Annotated in this window: 15 protein-coding genes and 1 tRNA gene; 8 read left to right on the forward strand and 8 right to left on the reverse strand. The window is 62.6% G+C overall.

Translation table 11 applies throughout. The features are described from left to right. Positions 1–321 precede the first annotated feature (321 nt). Together ACFWI4_RS28095 and ACFWI4_RS28100 are read left to right on the forward strand one after the other, a co-directional pair. Entirely contained in the window at positions 322–804 is a 483-nt protein-coding gene (locus tag ACFWI4_RS28095) for a hypothetical protein (RefSeq protein ID WP_387201507.1), read from the forward strand. Positions 805–1,077: 273 nt separating this feature from the next. Further along, on the forward strand, positions 1,078–1,461 hold the full coding sequence (locus tag ACFWI4_RS28100; RefSeq protein ID WP_387201510.1) for a DUF6083 domain-containing protein: 384 nt from the start codon (positions 1,078–1,080) through the stop codon (positions 1,459–1,461). A 175-nt stretch (positions 1,462–1,636) separates the two neighbouring features. On the opposite strand, the gene ACFWI4_RS28105 is transcribed toward ACFWI4_RS28100, so the two are convergent. The 3 genes from ACFWI4_RS28105 to ACFWI4_RS28115 form a co-directional block, all read right to left on the reverse strand. After that, positions 1,637–1,714: transfer RNA gene (locus ACFWI4_RS28105), tRNA-OTHER, on the reverse strand. Positions 1,715–1,845: 131 nt separating this feature from the next. Then, on the reverse strand, positions 1,846–3,987 hold the full coding sequence (locus tag ACFWI4_RS28110; protein ID WP_387201513.1) for a hypothetical protein: 2,142 nt from the start codon (positions 3,985–3,987) through the stop codon (positions 1,846–1,848). 82 nt (positions 3,988–4,069) lie between these two features. Then, a complete protein-coding gene (locus ACFWI4_RS28115; RefSeq protein ID WP_387201516.1) occupies positions 4,070–4,342 on the reverse strand; it encodes a hypothetical protein in 273 nt (90 codons plus the stop codon). 623 nt (positions 4,343–4,965) lie between these two features. Here ACFWI4_RS28115 and ACFWI4_RS28120 point away from each other — a divergent pair. Both ACFWI4_RS28120 and ACFWI4_RS28125 read left to right on the forward strand, forming a co-directional pair. Next, complete coding sequence (locus ACFWI4_RS28120) at positions 4,966–6,657, forward strand: Eco57I restriction-modification methylase domain-containing protein (RefSeq protein ID WP_387201519.1); 1,692 nt, start codon at positions 4,966–4,968, stop codon at positions 6,655–6,657. A 10-nt stretch (positions 6,658–6,667) separates the two neighbouring features. Next, a complete protein-coding gene (locus ACFWI4_RS28125; RefSeq protein WP_387201523.1) occupies positions 6,668–7,411 on the forward strand; it encodes a PaeR7I family type II restriction endonuclease in 744 nt (247 codons plus the stop codon). 163 nt (positions 7,412–7,574) lie between these two features. Here ACFWI4_RS28125 and ACFWI4_RS28130 read toward each other — a convergent pair whose 3' ends face one another. From ACFWI4_RS28130 to ACFWI4_RS28150, 5 genes are all read right to left on the reverse strand, one after another. After that, on the reverse strand, positions 7,575–7,874 hold the full coding sequence (locus ACFWI4_RS28130; RefSeq protein ID WP_387201526.1) for a nucleotidyltransferase domain-containing protein: 300 nt from the start codon (positions 7,872–7,874) through the stop codon (positions 7,575–7,577). Further along, the gene (locus ACFWI4_RS28135) at positions 7,834–8,424 is read right to left on the reverse strand and encodes a hypothetical protein (protein ID WP_387201529.1); all 591 of its coding nucleotides are present in this window, start codon (positions 8,422–8,424) and stop codon (positions 7,834–7,836) included. The genes ACFWI4_RS28130 and ACFWI4_RS28135 overlap by 41 nt, the downstream gene beginning before the upstream one ends. A gap of 104 nt (positions 8,425–8,528) precedes the next feature. After that, on the reverse strand, positions 8,529–9,269 hold the full coding sequence (locus ACFWI4_RS28140; protein ID WP_387201532.1) for a hypothetical protein: 741 nt from the start codon (positions 9,267–9,269) through the stop codon (positions 8,529–8,531). A gap of 430 nt (positions 9,270–9,699) precedes the next feature. Then, positions 9,700–10,497: a hypothetical protein gene (locus ACFWI4_RS28145; RefSeq protein ID WP_387201535.1), complete on the reverse strand. Its 798-nt coding sequence runs from the start codon at positions 10,495–10,497 to the stop codon at positions 9,700–9,702. Next, positions 10,482–11,516 carry a DUF1152 domain-containing protein gene (locus tag ACFWI4_RS28150; RefSeq protein WP_387201595.1) on the reverse strand — a complete coding sequence of 345 codons (1,035 nt, stop codon included), beginning with the start codon at positions 11,514–11,516 and terminating at the stop codon, positions 10,482–10,484. Before ACFWI4_RS28150 ends, ACFWI4_RS28145 begins: the two co-directional genes overlap by 16 nt. Positions 11,517–11,649: 133 nt before the next feature. On the opposite strand from ACFWI4_RS28150, the gene ACFWI4_RS28155 reads away from it, so the two are divergent. From ACFWI4_RS28155 to ACFWI4_RS28170, 4 genes are all read left to right on the forward strand, one after another. Continuing rightward, entirely contained in the window at positions 11,650–12,390 is a 741-nt protein-coding gene (locus ACFWI4_RS28155) for a GntR family transcriptional regulator (RefSeq protein WP_387201538.1), read from the forward strand. 349 nt (positions 12,391–12,739) lie between these two features. Further along, on the forward strand, positions 12,740–13,123 hold the full coding sequence (locus ACFWI4_RS28160) for an ATP-binding protein (protein WP_385400163.1): 384 nt from the start codon (positions 12,740–12,742) through the stop codon (positions 13,121–13,123). A gap of 106 nt (positions 13,124–13,229) precedes the next feature. Then, positions 13,230–13,958 carry a GntR family transcriptional regulator gene (locus ACFWI4_RS28165; protein WP_387201541.1) on the forward strand — a complete coding sequence of 243 codons (729 nt, stop codon included), beginning with the start codon at positions 13,230–13,232 and terminating at the stop codon, positions 13,956–13,958. A gap of 155 nt (positions 13,959–14,113) precedes the next feature. After that, complete coding sequence (locus ACFWI4_RS28170; RefSeq protein WP_266616567.1) at positions 14,114–14,464, forward strand: hypothetical protein; 351 nt, start codon at positions 14,114–14,116, stop codon at positions 14,462–14,464. Positions 14,465–14,468: the final 4 nt, after the last annotated feature.

Below are 14,468 nucleotides of genomic sequence, written 5' to 3' on the forward strand. Positions count from 1 at the left end.
ACGGCCAGGACTGTCGGCATAGTTGCCCCAGACCGTCGTCGCGCAGCCCGGTTGCTGGCGAGTACGGCTACTCGTCTCCCGTTCCGTGAACCACACGTACCGGTGCGCCGGGTGGTTAAGGCTGAGCGGTTCTCGCTGCATGTTGACGGTGAGCCCTCTTCTCAGGAGAGTCTGATCGCCATGGTCCTCGGGCCGGGTATCGTCGCCGAGGCACGCGGCGGTAGCGAACCCGCTCCGTCAGCGCGTGAGTTGCGACAGGCAGTTGGAAACAGGGCTGCTCGGTGACCATCGTGGAGGCACGCGCTGAACGCCGGTGAGCTCATGAAGGCGGAGCTGGACAGGTACGACTGGACCGCGCTCCGATGCGCCGGTGGACACAGCGCGGCTCATTTGCCCGGCGACTTCCTGCTGCTGGCAGCCGCCAAGAGGCGGGAAGACGCGTGTGCTCTCGGCCTCGAAAACCACCTCATGATCCAGTCGTTCCCGCAGGAGCCGGCTGTCCCTGCTGTCTCGGTGCTGATGGCGGCCCTCACTCAAAAGCTGTCCGTCGGTGCGAGGACCGAGATACTCGACCTGCTACTGAGGCTTATCCACAACGACGACGAAGACGTCTCGGAAGCGTGCCAGCAGGCTGCCCGGCAGGGACTTTGGCTGTTCTACGCCGAGATTGCAGCCGCACGAGGGCCCGATACCGTCGCCTACGCCTGCGACATTTTGAAGCTCATCGAGTCCGATCGCACCCGGCTGTCGGACTACGGGGCTTCCGGTCGCTTCGACGTCCGCCCCTCTTGGATCGGTTCGTAGCCAAGCGATCCACAGGCCTTCCAGACCTGGTGCCGGGGACCCGGGCCTAATGAGCTGGGCGGTCAGGTTCTCCTGAGATTAGGAACCGTCAACCTTCCGTGCGAACCGCTCAACCTTCGGTTGGACGGGACAGTATTGGCCGCACTTTCCAGGTCACTGGTTGCAGGGTGCACCTGCCGCGTCGACTTCTGCTTCAGCTGTGCGATAGCGCCCCGGAAATCCCGTCCGATTCGCCCTCTACGCACGGACGGGCAGAGTGCTGACCCTCGCTGTATGGGGGCTGCGAAGAAGTCGACGCGTCGGTTAGGCGGGGCACGGCTGATGTGCCCGTACTGCGGTCTGCCGCAGGAACGGGTGCCGACGCTGGAACACGACTGGGTGCTGTTGGAGCCGGACATGACTCCGCTCGCCCACGTGGTGCCGGCGGAGCACCGGTGGATCGAGACGTCTGACGGGCGGATGACGGTGTACGGCGTCTGTCCTCCCGATCCGTTTCAGCGGTGCCGCATCGAGCATCGGCTGGCCTGTCCTGAACAAGCACTGCCCGACCTGTGGCCGTGGCTGACGAGCCTGCGAGGCGAGAACGCGCGCCAGGCCGAGCGTCTGAACGAACCCGAGCCGCCCAGCCCTCCCGAGGAGTGGCCGGACGCGGGATGATGGGCATCGGCTGAATTGCAGGGCTGACCTGGGGCGACGCTCCAAGATCCTGTCCACAAATAGTCCACAGACCCCGACATGCGGTGGCTCCGGGCGGCATCCGGCTGCACATACGCGAAGACCCCGGCCTCAGCGTTTCCGCTGGTGACGGGGTCTTTGGGCACCTCATAAGGGGTGCCCCCGGCAGGATTCGAACCTGCGCACACGGCTCCGGAGGCCGCTTCACCGCTGAGGATTCCTACAGGTCACAGGCTTACGGTTCCCCTTAACGGGAATCCCCGTCCACAAATAGTCCACGGACAGGAGCCGGGGTTGGTTGGGTCGCGTTCCGCGCTTCAGCAGAGGCCAGGGCCAGGGAGCGATAAGCTATCCCACACTGACTTGTTACTCAGGACTGCTGATGGACATAACGCTTTCTGGGATTTTGCGCAGCGCGGCGAGCATCCGAGTGAGTGTGAGAGTCCACTCGTTGGCTTGTTGTGCGTCGATTGCGCAGTCGAGGCCAGCGGCCTTGGCACGCTCGGACATCTCTTCCAGTTGCTCGGGGAGCTCCCCGACTCCGTCCGCCAGCATGAGGATGTGGCGCTCGAACTCACGCTGCAGCCGTTCGAGTGCCTGGGTATCGGACTCCTCGGTGTCGGTGGCGCTGTCTGATGGGTCGGTCCTGGTCAAGAGAGCAGCGTCGGGGGCGTCGAGGTCCTGCGGTTCCCATTCGGGTGCGCTGGGTTGGCCGGAGGTGGTGTTCTCCGTAGCCGACTGCTTTCGATAGCTTCGGGTGCCGGACTCCTTGGTGAAAGTTCGGTTGAACCACGCTCGGGTAGCCCGGCTAGCGGTTGGCAACCCGTCCGGACCGATTTGTGAAGGTGGGCGGTCGCCGTGGTCCATTGCGTCGGCGATCTCGCGCAGCAGGCCAACGGCAATGACGCGGTTGTTGCGCATCGCAGTGATGCTATTCGTCACGCTACGCCGAACGCGGTCTGCCTTAGTTCCTTCGTCATCGATTTTCTGGCCGGCCAATGAACCACGGTCGGCATCAATGAGGTCGAACGCAGCGAGCCAGTGCGGCGCACGATATGCGAGCAATTCCTCGAATGCTTCGTCGTCCGTATTCGCAGCGGCCAGCAGGTCCACGAGCGTTCGCCCTGTTAGCTCAACTCCGTTGAAGGCCGCGCTGCGCTTGAGTACCTCGGCCACGCGAGGGTTCCACGGGTTGGGGTAGCTCTCGGAGGTAAGGGCGGACCACGCACGCACCCGGCGGTTCACGTCAGAGGCTGACATTTGGGAGGGAGCGGGTTCGCTGAGTGCGCTACGGATCAATTGGCGCTTCTTTGCTTCCTCCTTGGTCGGGAATAGTTCGATCAGTAGTCGCATCGACCGGATATCGCGCAGGGTGGAGATGGAGGCGCCGTCGGGCACGTCGGGCAGGTCCGTGATGGGGGCAAGGCCAGTCAGAACGTCGGCGATCTTATCTTCCAGCTCGCCGTGAGCCGTATAGGCACCCAGCACACTTCGGCCTAGTGCCCGGCTCCGATCATTCGGGGCAAACCCGAGCGGCGGGTGCACGTGGTCTCGCCGGTTGCTGCCCTGCACGATACGAAACAACCGCCGCGGGGTGGGGCTGCCAATCACCAGATGCGATTCAACGATGGCCACTCGAGCCGCCCGCTGAGCCCGTCCGGCGGGTTCGCCGTTTTCGTCTGCTGCGCAGTACTCGGCGTTGAGCAACCCTGAGTACTGGGCTAGCCAATAGCTTGGATTGACTGCCAGACCCTCACGGTCCTGCCCGAGCTTTCGAAAGGGGATGCCCGTGAGTACCTCGGAGGAGGTCACCTCAAAGAGGTCGTGCCGATACCTGGTCCTGTTGTTGCCCCGGACGGCCATCCAGCCCCAATACGAGTCCGGATAACTGGGAGCTCCGGCCAAAGCCTCGGGCGGTTCCTCGTCCAGTAGGAGGTGCTGCGGAACATACATGCACGGCTCTACCTGGCCGTTCAGAATCAGGTCCTCTCGCAGGTCGTACGAGCGGAAGCCATCCCGGGCTTGGAGCGCGTGAACAGCAGCGTCCACGTTGGCGATCAGGTGCTCGCGGTTCACCACCCTGCTTTCAAGGGCTGCAAGCACCTTCTCCTCGCCGCCCTCGGTCAGACGGCTCCACGGGCGTACCCGCGAGATGCTGCGCACCCCATGCTTGGCATCGGCCGGGTCGACCACCGATCGCCAGGTCGCAGAGATCCGTTCATTGTGCTCCCAGACCACGCCGCCGATGCCGTGCATGTCGACGATGACGACCAACAGTTCGCCAGCATCCGTCCTGACTTTCCGCAGCCGGTCCGATGCGATCTGGCGTGTCTCGCCCGAAGTAGGCTCTGCGAGCATTTCTTTAGGGCGGACGATGAACGGGACTATGGCCTCAAGCGCTGCCCGCGGCACGTTGACCCCAGGCGTCGCTAGTACAGCGTTGACCCATGTCTCCTGTACCTCCCTCGGAGCCGGCACGTGAAAGGGGCCTGAAATTGCCTCGGTCATGACAAAAGCCTTAGTGGAGAGTTGGTGATGAGAAGGAGGGCGGGCACGTCCGGCGAACCGGAACGCACCCGCCGCGAGGAGATCAGAACCGGTGGTCGTGCAAGTCGTCCAAAGCGCCGGGCAGGAACATGACCGCTGTCCTGATCAGCGTGGAGCCCCAAGTACGGCTGCGCTGTTGCTGCTCCAGCCTGCTGATCCGCTGCTCGTGGTCGTTGACCTGGCGCACTAGACCGGACAGCCCATCGAGCTTCCGGTCCATCCGTTCGAACGCGGCGCGCAGTTCCCACAGCTCGGACGCTCCGGTCGGCGGGACCATCGACCGGGCCTGTGTATGTGGTTCGTGGTGGTCGTTCACGATGTCTTCCTCTCGTGACGTGGGTGAAGGTCACCGGGCCCTTTGGGCGCCGGGTGAGTGGGCTCACCTCGCGTACGAGATCTGCAGCCCGCCACACCGGGCTTCCGTCTGTGTGACGGCCTGCTCGGTGAGACCGCCCATCGGCCGTCCGCTCCGCAAACCCCCGCACTTCATCGCCGTACAGCTATGGGCGATGAAGTGCCTCCGGGGCCGAGCCAACTGGTGTCTCCAGTCCGGGCCTGCGGTTGGACGGCGCGACTAGGGCGCGCTCAGCGTGAACATCGCATGTCTCGAGTGACGGACGCCAAGATTCCGCAGAAAAGCTGATCTTTACAGTAAAATCGACCATTACTGTTTGTCGGACTGCCATCTTTCGGTCGACATTTGTCGCAACTTGCAGTTCTTGCCTTGATCCTTCCCACCGGGTTTTCCGGAGAGTGCTTGGCACTCAGAGGAAGTTACTGGTCAGATCCCTACGCACGCTCAGTCGACTTAGCTTCGTTCACGAGCGGTCCGCGGAGAGTTGACCTGACGCGGCCGTGCGCCGCTTCACACCGTCCGGCCTTCGTGTGCCATCGCCGCCCTGAGGCGAACACAGGACCGTGGGGCTATAGGGTCACCGGGTGGAACCTCTGAGTCTCTTTGTATCCGACGACGGCGACCTGCCGCTGCCCACCTCGCTACAGGTGGCAGTGCAGCACGGGGAGGTCTTCACTCGACCCTGGGTCGTAGAGATGATCCTCGATTTGGTCGGGTACACAGACGATCAAGACCTTGCCGACATGCGGATACTGGAACCGGCCTGCGGACAGGGTGCCTTCCTCGGCCCCATGGCCGCGCGCTTGAGCGCATCTTGCCGGCGCCATGGGCGTTCGCTACTCGATGCCAGCAACGCAATCGAGGCGTTCGACCTCGTGGAGCGGAATGTTGAGCAAAGTCGGGCCGCCATCGCTGCGCAACTCAGCAACGACGGGTGGCGGGCGTCGGACGTTGAGGAGGTGGTCCGTTCATGGGTCAGGCACGGGGACTTCCTCTTGCAAGAGTCGAGCCCGGGCACCGCAGATTTTGTAGTGGGTAACCCTCCGTACATCCGGTTGGAGGACGTACCTGAGGAGCGCATGAGGGCCTACCGGCAGGCGTGTTCCACTATGAGCGGTCGTTCTGACATCTACATCGGCTTCTACGATGCTGGCCTGCGGAGGCTGAGGCAGGGCGGGAAGCTGGGCTTCATCTGTGCGGATCGCTGGATGAGAAACCAGTACGGTCGTGGACTTCGTCGGCTAGTGACCCGTGACTACAGCATGGATCTGGTACTGACCATGCATGACGTAGACGCGTTCGAGGAACAGGTCTCGGCGTATCCCGCGATCACTGTCATTAGCCGCGGCACCCAAGGTCCAGCCGTCGCAGCGGATGCGTCCCGTGCTTTCGACGCCGACGCATCGAGCCACTTCCGTGCCTGGGTTGCCGAGAGGAGCCAGGACCTCATCAAGGCGTCCAGTTACCACGCTGCTCGACTTCCCCACTGGTTCCCAGGAGAGGACTCGTGGCCCGCTGCGTCACCGGCCCGCCTGTCGATGTTGGAGGACTTGAGCGACCGATTCCGTCTCCTGGAAGACGAAATCACTGGTACCCGCGTTGGTATCGGCATCGCAACCGGTGCTGACAAGGTGTTCATCACCCGCGATGCAGACACGGCGGAGACGGATCGTCTGCTCCCCCTTGCCATGGTCAAGGACACGACGAGTGGGAAGCTTGACTGGGGTGGCACCTACTTGGTCAATCCGTGGGATGCGCAAGGCCAGCTCGTCGACCTGGATGAGTACCCGCAGCTACGCACTTACTTCGATGAGCACCGAGCGGCGCTGAGCAAGCGATACGTTGCGGTCAAGCAGCCTGCCCGCTGGTACAAAACCATCGATAAGGTAGACCACAAGCTCACACGTCGGCCCAAACTTCTTCTCCCAGACATGAAGTTGACCATCCATCCAGTACTGGATGAAGGCGGGGCCTACGGGCTGTACCCTCACCACAATCTGTACTACATCGTGTCGGACGCGTGGGACATGCGCGTCCTCGGCGGCTTGCTGCTCTCGAAGGTCGCCGAGGCGTTCGTGGAGGCGTACGCGGTCAAGATGCGCGGTGGGACGCTTCGCTTCCAAGCGCAGTACCTTCGCAGGATTCGAGTCCCCGATCCCGCAGAGATGCGGGAGGAGGATCGTGTCGCGTTGGCTAGGGCTTTCGAAATGCGGGACGTGCAAGCCGCGACTGAGGCTGCGTTGCGTGCTTACGGGCTCGACGCGCTTCCTGACTAGGGGGTACGTCTTGACGGTTACGCGCCATGATTTCGAGGATGCTGTCGCTGCCTACTGGGGAGCTAAAGAGTCTCAGCGAGAGCTGTCCGTTATTAAGGATGCGGTAGGCGCTGGCACTGCAGGTTCTGTACGCGGAGGGAAGCACTTTGACGGTATCGCTGCCCTTCTCGCCAAGTTCTTCCTCGATGCCGGTTATGCGCCACAAGACATCAGAGTAACCAAGAAGCAGGGGCTGGAACTTCCTGGCTACTACCGCCCTCAGAAGCAATGGGATGTCGTGGTGATCCATGACAACACGCTCGTCGCTGCTTTCGAGCTCAAAGCCCTCGGCGGCCCATCTTTCGGTAACAATTACAACAATCGGGTCGAAGAAGCTTTGGGTAGCGCAGTGGACCTACGTCGCGCTGCCCTTGCAGAGCTATTCCCGGGCGAAAAGCCTTGGCTTGGTTACTTCTTCATAATGGAAGATCATCCAAAGTCTCGCGGCCCCGTGGGGACGAGAGATGGAGTCTTCCCTGTTGATCATGTATGGGCTGGAAAATCGTATCAGGATCGGTTTGCTGTATTCTGTGAGAGGCTGATGGCGGAGGGGTTGTACGACTCGATTTGTTACATCACCTCCTCGGCGGCCGATCCAAAGCCGGCCGAGCCCACCGGCAGCCTGGACTGGCGTCATTTTTCGGCAGCCATCAACGCCAGGATTAAATATCTTGCAGACCTCGGCCTGCCTCGCGAAAACACACTTTCTTTCTAGATTTCCCTATCGCGGAAGTCGCAAAGCTGACCCTACGAATGCCACCGCGGCCGGGCTGACAATGCTGCGTTCGCCCGGCCGTGGATGCACTGAAGGGGGCTCCGGCGATCCATAGGCTGCAGCAATTTTCTGCATGCGCGAGATCTGAATTCCAAATTGCCGACTAAAGTGCAACTGCTCTTTCGTGTCGTATGAACTGAAGGGACCTCTCCTCTTCGTCCGTGAGGAGAGTAACGTCTAGATCCTGAAGCCTGAAATCTTGGGCTAATTTATCGTGGAGGCTTATGACGTCGCTTCGGTTCGATTCAGGGAAAACTATCAGAATATCCACATCGCTAGCGGTGGTTGCGCTTTCTGGTCTGCTGTATGACCCGAAGAGGTACCACTGAACCCTAGGGGCAATTTTTCTAAATTCCTCCGCTTCACTGCGGAGGCGTGTAATCAATGAATCTCTGTTCGGCATGATGCAGGGCCCCCATTAGTTCTTTGTATGTAAACAGTCCGATTCCCAGGCTGGCTGCTGCTTCTTTCGCCTCGCCGGTATAGCTGTTGTATGCGCCCATATTTACGACGGCATCCACGTTCGGATGCCAACCTAGAGCTTGCTGGAGGCCGGCAACGCCAAGGGTATAGGCGTCCACAAAAGTGATATCAACTGCGGGGATGTTATTTCGATGGATGCGCAGGATGCTTTCACATACGCGCTCGACGTGCGATACCCGTCGGTGTGAAGGGAGCGTTGTCCTGGCATAAGTGAGGTTGCTCGGCTCCCATCCACGGAACTCCCTACGCCCTATGGCGCTCCATGCTTCCTTGAATGTGTAAGCCTCGAAGCCGAGTGAATGAGCCCTTTCTTTCGAAGGTCCGGAGTAATGCAAGTCCTTTCCTGAGTTGACGACAGCGTCGATCCCAGGGTCGGTGGAGTAGCACTCATCCACGAGTTTTTCGTCTAGTATTGGAACGCTTACGAGACTGAGCCGAACGGGAGTTTTATCTTTTCTGGTGACGAGCAAGGACCCCTCTTGCGTAACTTCTGTGGCGGTAACATCATCGCTTTCCAGAAGGGCCCTACTCGCCCAGTCGCGTGCGCCCTGAAACCGATTTGAGAGTGTCACCGCTATCCCTCACTTTCAAAGATGTATGACATGGCCTCCGGGAACCGCTTGCCATTGACCTCGTAGATGTGGTGAACGTGCCTCGCCTCAAGGTCGTCGGCGTGCTGACGAAACTCTTCTATCGTGAGAAGTTCATTCTCTGTGAGCAGGTCACGATTGAGATCTGCAAAGTTCAAAATGCGACGGTTGTTTGGAATGATGCGGGTGAGCATTTTTCTGCTCCATGAGGGAAACCTGTCACCTGCCCAGTCCTCGCCTCCGCTACCCGCGGGTCCGTAAATATCAAAAATTTGCTTGTTCTCTCGAAAAATCGGGAGAACATAGGCACGGGCCTCCGCTCGATCGCCGACCTTTCGAGTGCCGAATAGCTCCTTGATTCGCGTTTCGTGAGTCTTTTTCCACTCAAGCATCAACTCGATAGGGAACTGGTCTGGTGATTTATCCACTATCGTATGGCATGAAGCGCAAAGCAGTGCCAGGTTCGCGAAGCCTGCCCTCTCGACGTCAGTGAGTGGCGAGTTTCCTCGAGGGCCTTTTTCGATGGCCGCTACGATATGGGCCATTTCGGCGATGCTTACTCTTCCGTCGCCTACCTCGACAAGCACGTCACGAGCGCATTTCGGGTTCTGGCAGTGAGCAGCGGCCCGGGAGAATAGCTCGCGGGCGGTTGCGTCTGAAATTCTTACCCTCTCAGATGTGCATCCCAATTTCTTACTCCTTCTGGTCGAATCGAGGGATAGCATGAACAGCATACGCGGTCTGGTCTATTCGGGCTGCAGAACAAATGTGCGGTCTGTGGAGCGGCTTTGGGCTGGAGCTGCTTTGGCGCGAGTGATCATGGCCCCGTAAGCTTCCGGCGCGTCGGGCAGTCTGTGGACCTGCCCGGTAAAGCACGACGTTGGGGCCATGATCTGCGAGGCTCGCGCCAAAGTGGCTGCCTAAAGCCGTGGAGCCGACCGGCCTCAGCCACGATGTACCTCTTCTCTGGCATCAGGTGGCCTCTTGCTCTGAGCGCGGCACGGGCGCCGGCCGGGCTGGAGCGGGGCGGAGACTGGAGCGCAGGCCCGGCCGGGGGCCGGGCCGCGCGCGGGGAGCGGAGCGAGCCGCCTTGAACCCGTAAAGAAGGTTGTTACTCAACGGCTGGCAGAGTCTGGTGATCATGGACCGGTCGTGTCAGAACGGTGGAGCTTCGGTCCATCCTTCGGTGTCGCTCGCAGCTGAAGGCCATGGGGTGCTGTCCGGCGATAGGTCCGCGTCGCAGAACAGGAAGGGATTCCGCTGGCCTTCAAGCCCTGCAGAGCTTTCGCCCCATGCGTCGAGGGCGTCGATAGCCCGTTCACGGTGTTGCCAGAGCTCGCTGGTTCCGAGCACCTGGCAGACCAGGGGCACCAGTGCTGCTCGGTGGTGCAGCAACCGGACGTCGTCGAGAAGCGGGATGCATGCTGCGATAGCCCCTTCGCGCACGGCACGGTCGCTGTCGTCGACGTAGGGGAGAACAGCCGACAGCAGCAGCGGTCGTATCTCACGCACGGCTACGGCGGGCGGGTGGTCGTCGAGAGGGAACCCGAGCCGTTGGCCTACCTCGTCAACCGCGTCGGTTATCGAGTCGGCGACTGATCCGAGCCAAGCCAGCAGATCGGCGCGTATGCATCCGGGGAAGGATCGGTGGGTCTTGTCGACTGAAAGCCTTGTTCGAGGATCGGGCAGGATCGCGGCCACGTATTGAGCCGTAGGTACCGTCGCCTCATAGATCGTGCCCTGGTGGTGCAGGATGCCGAAGAGGTTGTCCAGCGCCCTGGTTCTCACACCCTGGTCTGTGTCCAGTAGCGCGGTCAGGATCTCGGGTGCATCTGTGGCCAGCCCATAAGCATGCTGGAGCGCGGCCCAGTTGGTTCGGGTGAGTGTTGATCGGGGATCGGGCAGGTCGGCGACAGTCGGAAGTCTGTGATCGTCTCTCACGTGATGCGCCACAGCGGGGCTTCGTACTGGTCTGGACGGCTGCTGAGCAGTAGGGCCCGGAGGTCCTGGCGCTGTTTGCCGTTGAGGCCGAGGGCTTCGGTGATCCTGCGGAACGTCGTGTGCGTGATGCCGCGGTCGCGGGCCTGGGCCTCGAACTGGTCGAGCTGGTGGAGCGCGGCTTCCGGGTCGAGCTTCCGTTCCGGCTGGCTGCCGAGCCAACTGGCCTTGTTGCGCTCGTAGTCGATCTCTGAGTACCCGCAGACCTCGCGGCTGTACTGCTCTGCCTCGGCGAGGGTCTCCGTTGCGAGGATGGCGCGTGCGAGTTCGTTGCGGTTGAGGGCGTCGTCCAGGTCCGCTTTGTGGATGGCGGGGCCATTGGCGGTGAGTGGGACCGGGAGGCCGGCGTCTCTGACTTCGCAGAGGCCGCGTACCCCGCGGGCTGTGGCTGCCAGCATCGCTGTCGCCTCGGACGGGTGCCACTCCAGGACCGAGCTGACCGGTTCGACGTGCTCAGCCGTGAGCGTCAGCGTCGGCGGGCCCATTCGGTCAGCAAGGAGCCCGGCCGGGAGCTCGCCGTCCAAGCCGGGACCGGCGACCAGGAGCCTTACGGGTGCGTTGACCTGGCAGCATGCGGCCAGCGTGAGGGCGTCACCGAGCGGGCTGCGGAGGGTGGGTTCGTCGCCCTTGGCGAGGATGTCGCCGCCGACATCGAGGAGGTCGATGGATTCGGGGGCCAGGTGCTCGATGAGTTCTTCGAGCTGGCGCGTGATGCCCTCGGCGCCGTGCGTGGGGTCGATCAGGGCGAAGGCGTGGGGGAGTTCGGCTGCCAGGCGAGGGAGCGTCGAACCCGCGGGGGCGATGGGCTTCGCGTCGGCCGGGACGGTCCAGACGCTTCGCGTGAGGGGACGTAGACCCGTGAAGTTCTCCGGGCCTCGGGGGCCCGGCACCGGGTCGATCAGGAGGCGGTCCCACGCGTACGTGAGGATCACCGCCGGACGGTCGTCACCCCCGTAGAGGGCTGCGTCGAGCATTGCGGCGGCGACTGCGTCGCCCCCTCCTCCTGCTGCCACGATCAAGCGGGTCACCCTCGCAGCGTACGGGTTCCCCTGCTGGCCACTCACCCTATAGTGGCTACTGGTCATAGCCACTTAGGGAGGGGCTCCGATGCCGCAGATCGAAGAGACCCAGCCCAAGTACCTCCAGATCGCACACCACATCCGCGATCAGATCTTGCGAGGCGACTTGAGGCCTGGCGATGAGGTCCCGTCGGAACGTCAACTGGCCGCCGACTGGAGCGTTTCACGCCCTACGGCGGCTCGGTCCCTGGAGGCCCTGAGTAATCAAGGCCTGGTGGAGAAGCGCCAGGGCTCGGGCACTTACGTGCGGGGCCTCGCAGTCAATCGGCGTGCTCGGGAGCTTTACGGTCGCGCCAAGCAGACCGGCAAGATCTACACGCCGGGCGAGTATGCAGTCATCACGTCCGCCGGCTGGTTGGAGGCCCCCGACTACGTGGCCGAGGCGCTGAGTCTGGCGGCTGGAAGTCGAGCCGTTCACCGTCGACGCGTCACCAAGAACGAGTCGGGTCCCATCACCATCTCCACGTCGTGGTTCGGCGTTGATGTCGGCGAGCGGGCGCCCAGGCTCTGTGATCCCGACCGGATTCAGGAGGGGACGCTCATGTACGTCGAGAGCGTCACGGGGCGGCAAGGAAGCTATGCCGAAGACCGGATGTGTGCCCGGCTGGCGACCGAGGATGAGGCTGCTGACCTTGAACTTGAGCCTGGTGCAGCCGTCTTGATCGTTCATCACGTGGTCTATGACCTGCAGGATCGGCCTCTGGAGTTCGCCGAAGCCACGTACCCGCCTGGGCGTTGGGCGTTCGAGCAGGGCTACCCGATCAGCTAGAAAATCGGCCTTCTCTCTGAGAATCGCTTGTGGCTCCGAGTGGCTAATGCCACTATCCAGTAAGTGGCTAAGGCCACTTGACCGGAAGGGGCACGGGCGTGAGCCAGGAGTGCGGGGAGTTACGGCACGTCTCGCGGGAAGCGGTCTGCCGTGGATGCCGGGGGCGAGGGTGGAAGCACGTCGGCTCCCGCTCCGCTCTGGCGCTCTCCGCCGCTGATGCTCGCGTCCGTGCTACGTCCAAGCGGCGCTGTCTCGACTGTGATGGCACCGGTAGGGAGTAGTGGCGCTCATGGCGGATGCGCGTGAAGAGTCCGAAGCTGCGGTTGCCGGACCTACGCCGATCGGGGGTATGACCCTCTATCCCGTGCCCGAGTCCGTGGCTCGGGCCAGGCGATGGTTCCGGAAGTTCACCGCTCCGTACAACCTGGCCTGCCCGATCGACGACTGCGTACTGATGCTCTCCGAGCTGGTGACTAACGCGATCCTCTACGGGGAGGCCGAAGAACCCTGGCGGGTCCGGGTCGAGTGGTCGCGCCTGGGGGAGTCCCTGCGGGTCGACGTCCACAACCCGGGCTTCCCGGCGGACGTCCGGCTCCGTAATCCCAGGGCCAATGATGCGCACGGCCGCGGGCTCTGCCTGGTGAACGCGCTGGCGGACTCCTGGGCCGCCGGCCCCAGCCGCTTCGGTGGAACCGTCGTGTGGTTCCAGATCGATGAAGCATGGAAGCCGTGAGTCGACCCCGACCGGTGGCGCCTGCGTGTCTGCAGCTGTTCAGTACCCACTCACGTGAGTAGGCTGGTTGACAGGTTGACTTGGCGGATTCTCACTAGGCGGGGCTATGGCGTACGAGGTGGCTGCACCCAAGTATGTGCGGCTGGCGCAGACGCTCCAGAGACGCATCGAGGACGGCACGTATCCGCCGGGGAGTCGGGTCCCGAGTGAAAATCAGCTGGTCCAGGCCTTCGGGATGTCCCGGCCCACCGTCGTTCGCGCGCTGGAGCTGCTGAAGCGGGATGGCTGGCTTGAGTCCCGGCAGGGGTTCGGCACCATCGTTCGCGGGCGGCCGGAAGTCGTAGAGCAGAAGGATCGGCGGGGACGTGACGCGCTGGAGCGCGACGAATCCTCGATCGAGGGTCGCTTCGTCCAAGTTGATCAAGTCCCCGTGCCGTCGAGGGTCGCGTCCCTCCTCGGCGTGCCCAAGCAGACAAGGGTCCTGGTTCGGCGGCTTCTGGTGGAGCGGGACGGTGAGCCGGTTGAGCTCTCCTCGTCCTACTTCTCGGCCGGCCTGGTCGAAGGGACCGAGCTTTCCGTCCCGTCTCCACTGCGTGAAGGGCAGCGTGCTCACTTGGAAGCGCGCAAGAAGGTGCGCTTCGACCATGTAACCGAGCGCGTCTCGGCCCGGCTGCCCAGCCAGGAGGAGGCTGACCTCTTGGCGATGCCTCAAGGGGAGCCGGTGCTCAGTGTGTTGGTCGTTGCGTGCGACGTCGCTGGGCAGGCTTTGCAGGTCACGGACGTTCTCCTTCCTGCTGATCGGCAGGAACTTGAAGACACGTACCGGCTCGGCTGAGTCCAACTGGCCCAAAAGACGGGGCATTTGGTGCTCGGCGACTTTCGCGGTAGGCCACTGAAGCCACTTGACAAGTCAACCTGGCTTCCTTAACTTCGAACTTGCTAAGTCAACCTGTCAGGTCGTCTGGCAGGTGTCTACAAAGGAGAAGTTCTGTGCGTGCAATCCGAGTCGAGACCTCGTCCGCGACGATCCTGCTGACGGAGGCGCCTGAGCCGAAGGTCAAGGACCGGCAGACGGGCGAGATCGCCAAGGACGCGGTCAGTGGGGAGGCGCTGATGAAGGTCGGCGTCGTCTACATCGACGAGGGGGAGTCGTCGCTCATCGCGGTGACCGTCCCGGAGAGCGGGATCACGGACGGCCTGGCCGTCGGCGCCCCGGTCTCCCTGCCCGGCCTCGTCGCCCGTCCCTGGGAGAGCGTGTTCAGCGGGCAGGCTCGCCACGGCATCGCCTACCGGGCGGCCGCGGTGGTTCCGGGAGCCTTCCCCGTCGGACAGGAGAACTGATCTC

It is taken from the genome of Streptomyces sp. NPDC127038 (assembly GCF_042725875.1).
Lineage (GTDB): Bacteria > Actinomycetota > Actinomycetes > Streptomycetales > Streptomycetaceae > Streptomyces.

Bases quoted from the DNA above. Each gene is read 5' to 3' on its own strand.
- ACFWI4_RS28095 (WP_387201507.1), top strand. From the start codon at position 322: ATGAAGGCGGAGCTGGACAGGTACGACTGGACCGCGCTCCGATGCGCC.
- ACFWI4_RS28100 (WP_387201510.1), top strand. From the start codon at position 1,078: ATGGGGGCTGCGAAGAAGTCGACGCGTCGGTTAGGCGGGGCACGGCTG.
- ACFWI4_RS28110 (WP_387201513.1), bottom strand. From the start codon at position 3,987: ATGACCGAGGCAATTTCAGGCCCCTTTCACGTGCCGGCTCCGAGGGAG.
- ACFWI4_RS28130 (WP_387201526.1), bottom strand. From the start codon at position 7,874: ATGCCGAACAGAGATTCATTGATTACACGCCTCCGCAGTGAAGCGGAG.
- ACFWI4_RS28140 (WP_387201532.1), bottom strand. From the start codon at position 9,269: ATGCTATCCCTCGATTCGACCAGAAGGAGTAAGAAATTGGGATGCACA.
- ACFWI4_RS28150 (WP_387201595.1), bottom strand. From the start codon at position 11,516: ATGCTCGACGCAGCCCTCTACGGGGGTGACGACCGTCCGGCGGTGATC.
- ACFWI4_RS28155 (WP_387201538.1), top strand. From the start codon at position 11,650: ATGCCGCAGATCGAAGAGACCCAGCCCAAGTACCTCCAGATCGCACAC.
- ACFWI4_RS28160 (WP_385400163.1), top strand. From the start codon at position 12,740: ATGACCCTCTATCCCGTGCCCGAGTCCGTGGCTCGGGCCAGGCGATGG.
- ACFWI4_RS28165 (WP_387201541.1), top strand. From the start codon at position 13,230: ATGGCGTACGAGGTGGCTGCACCCAAGTATGTGCGGCTGGCGCAGACG.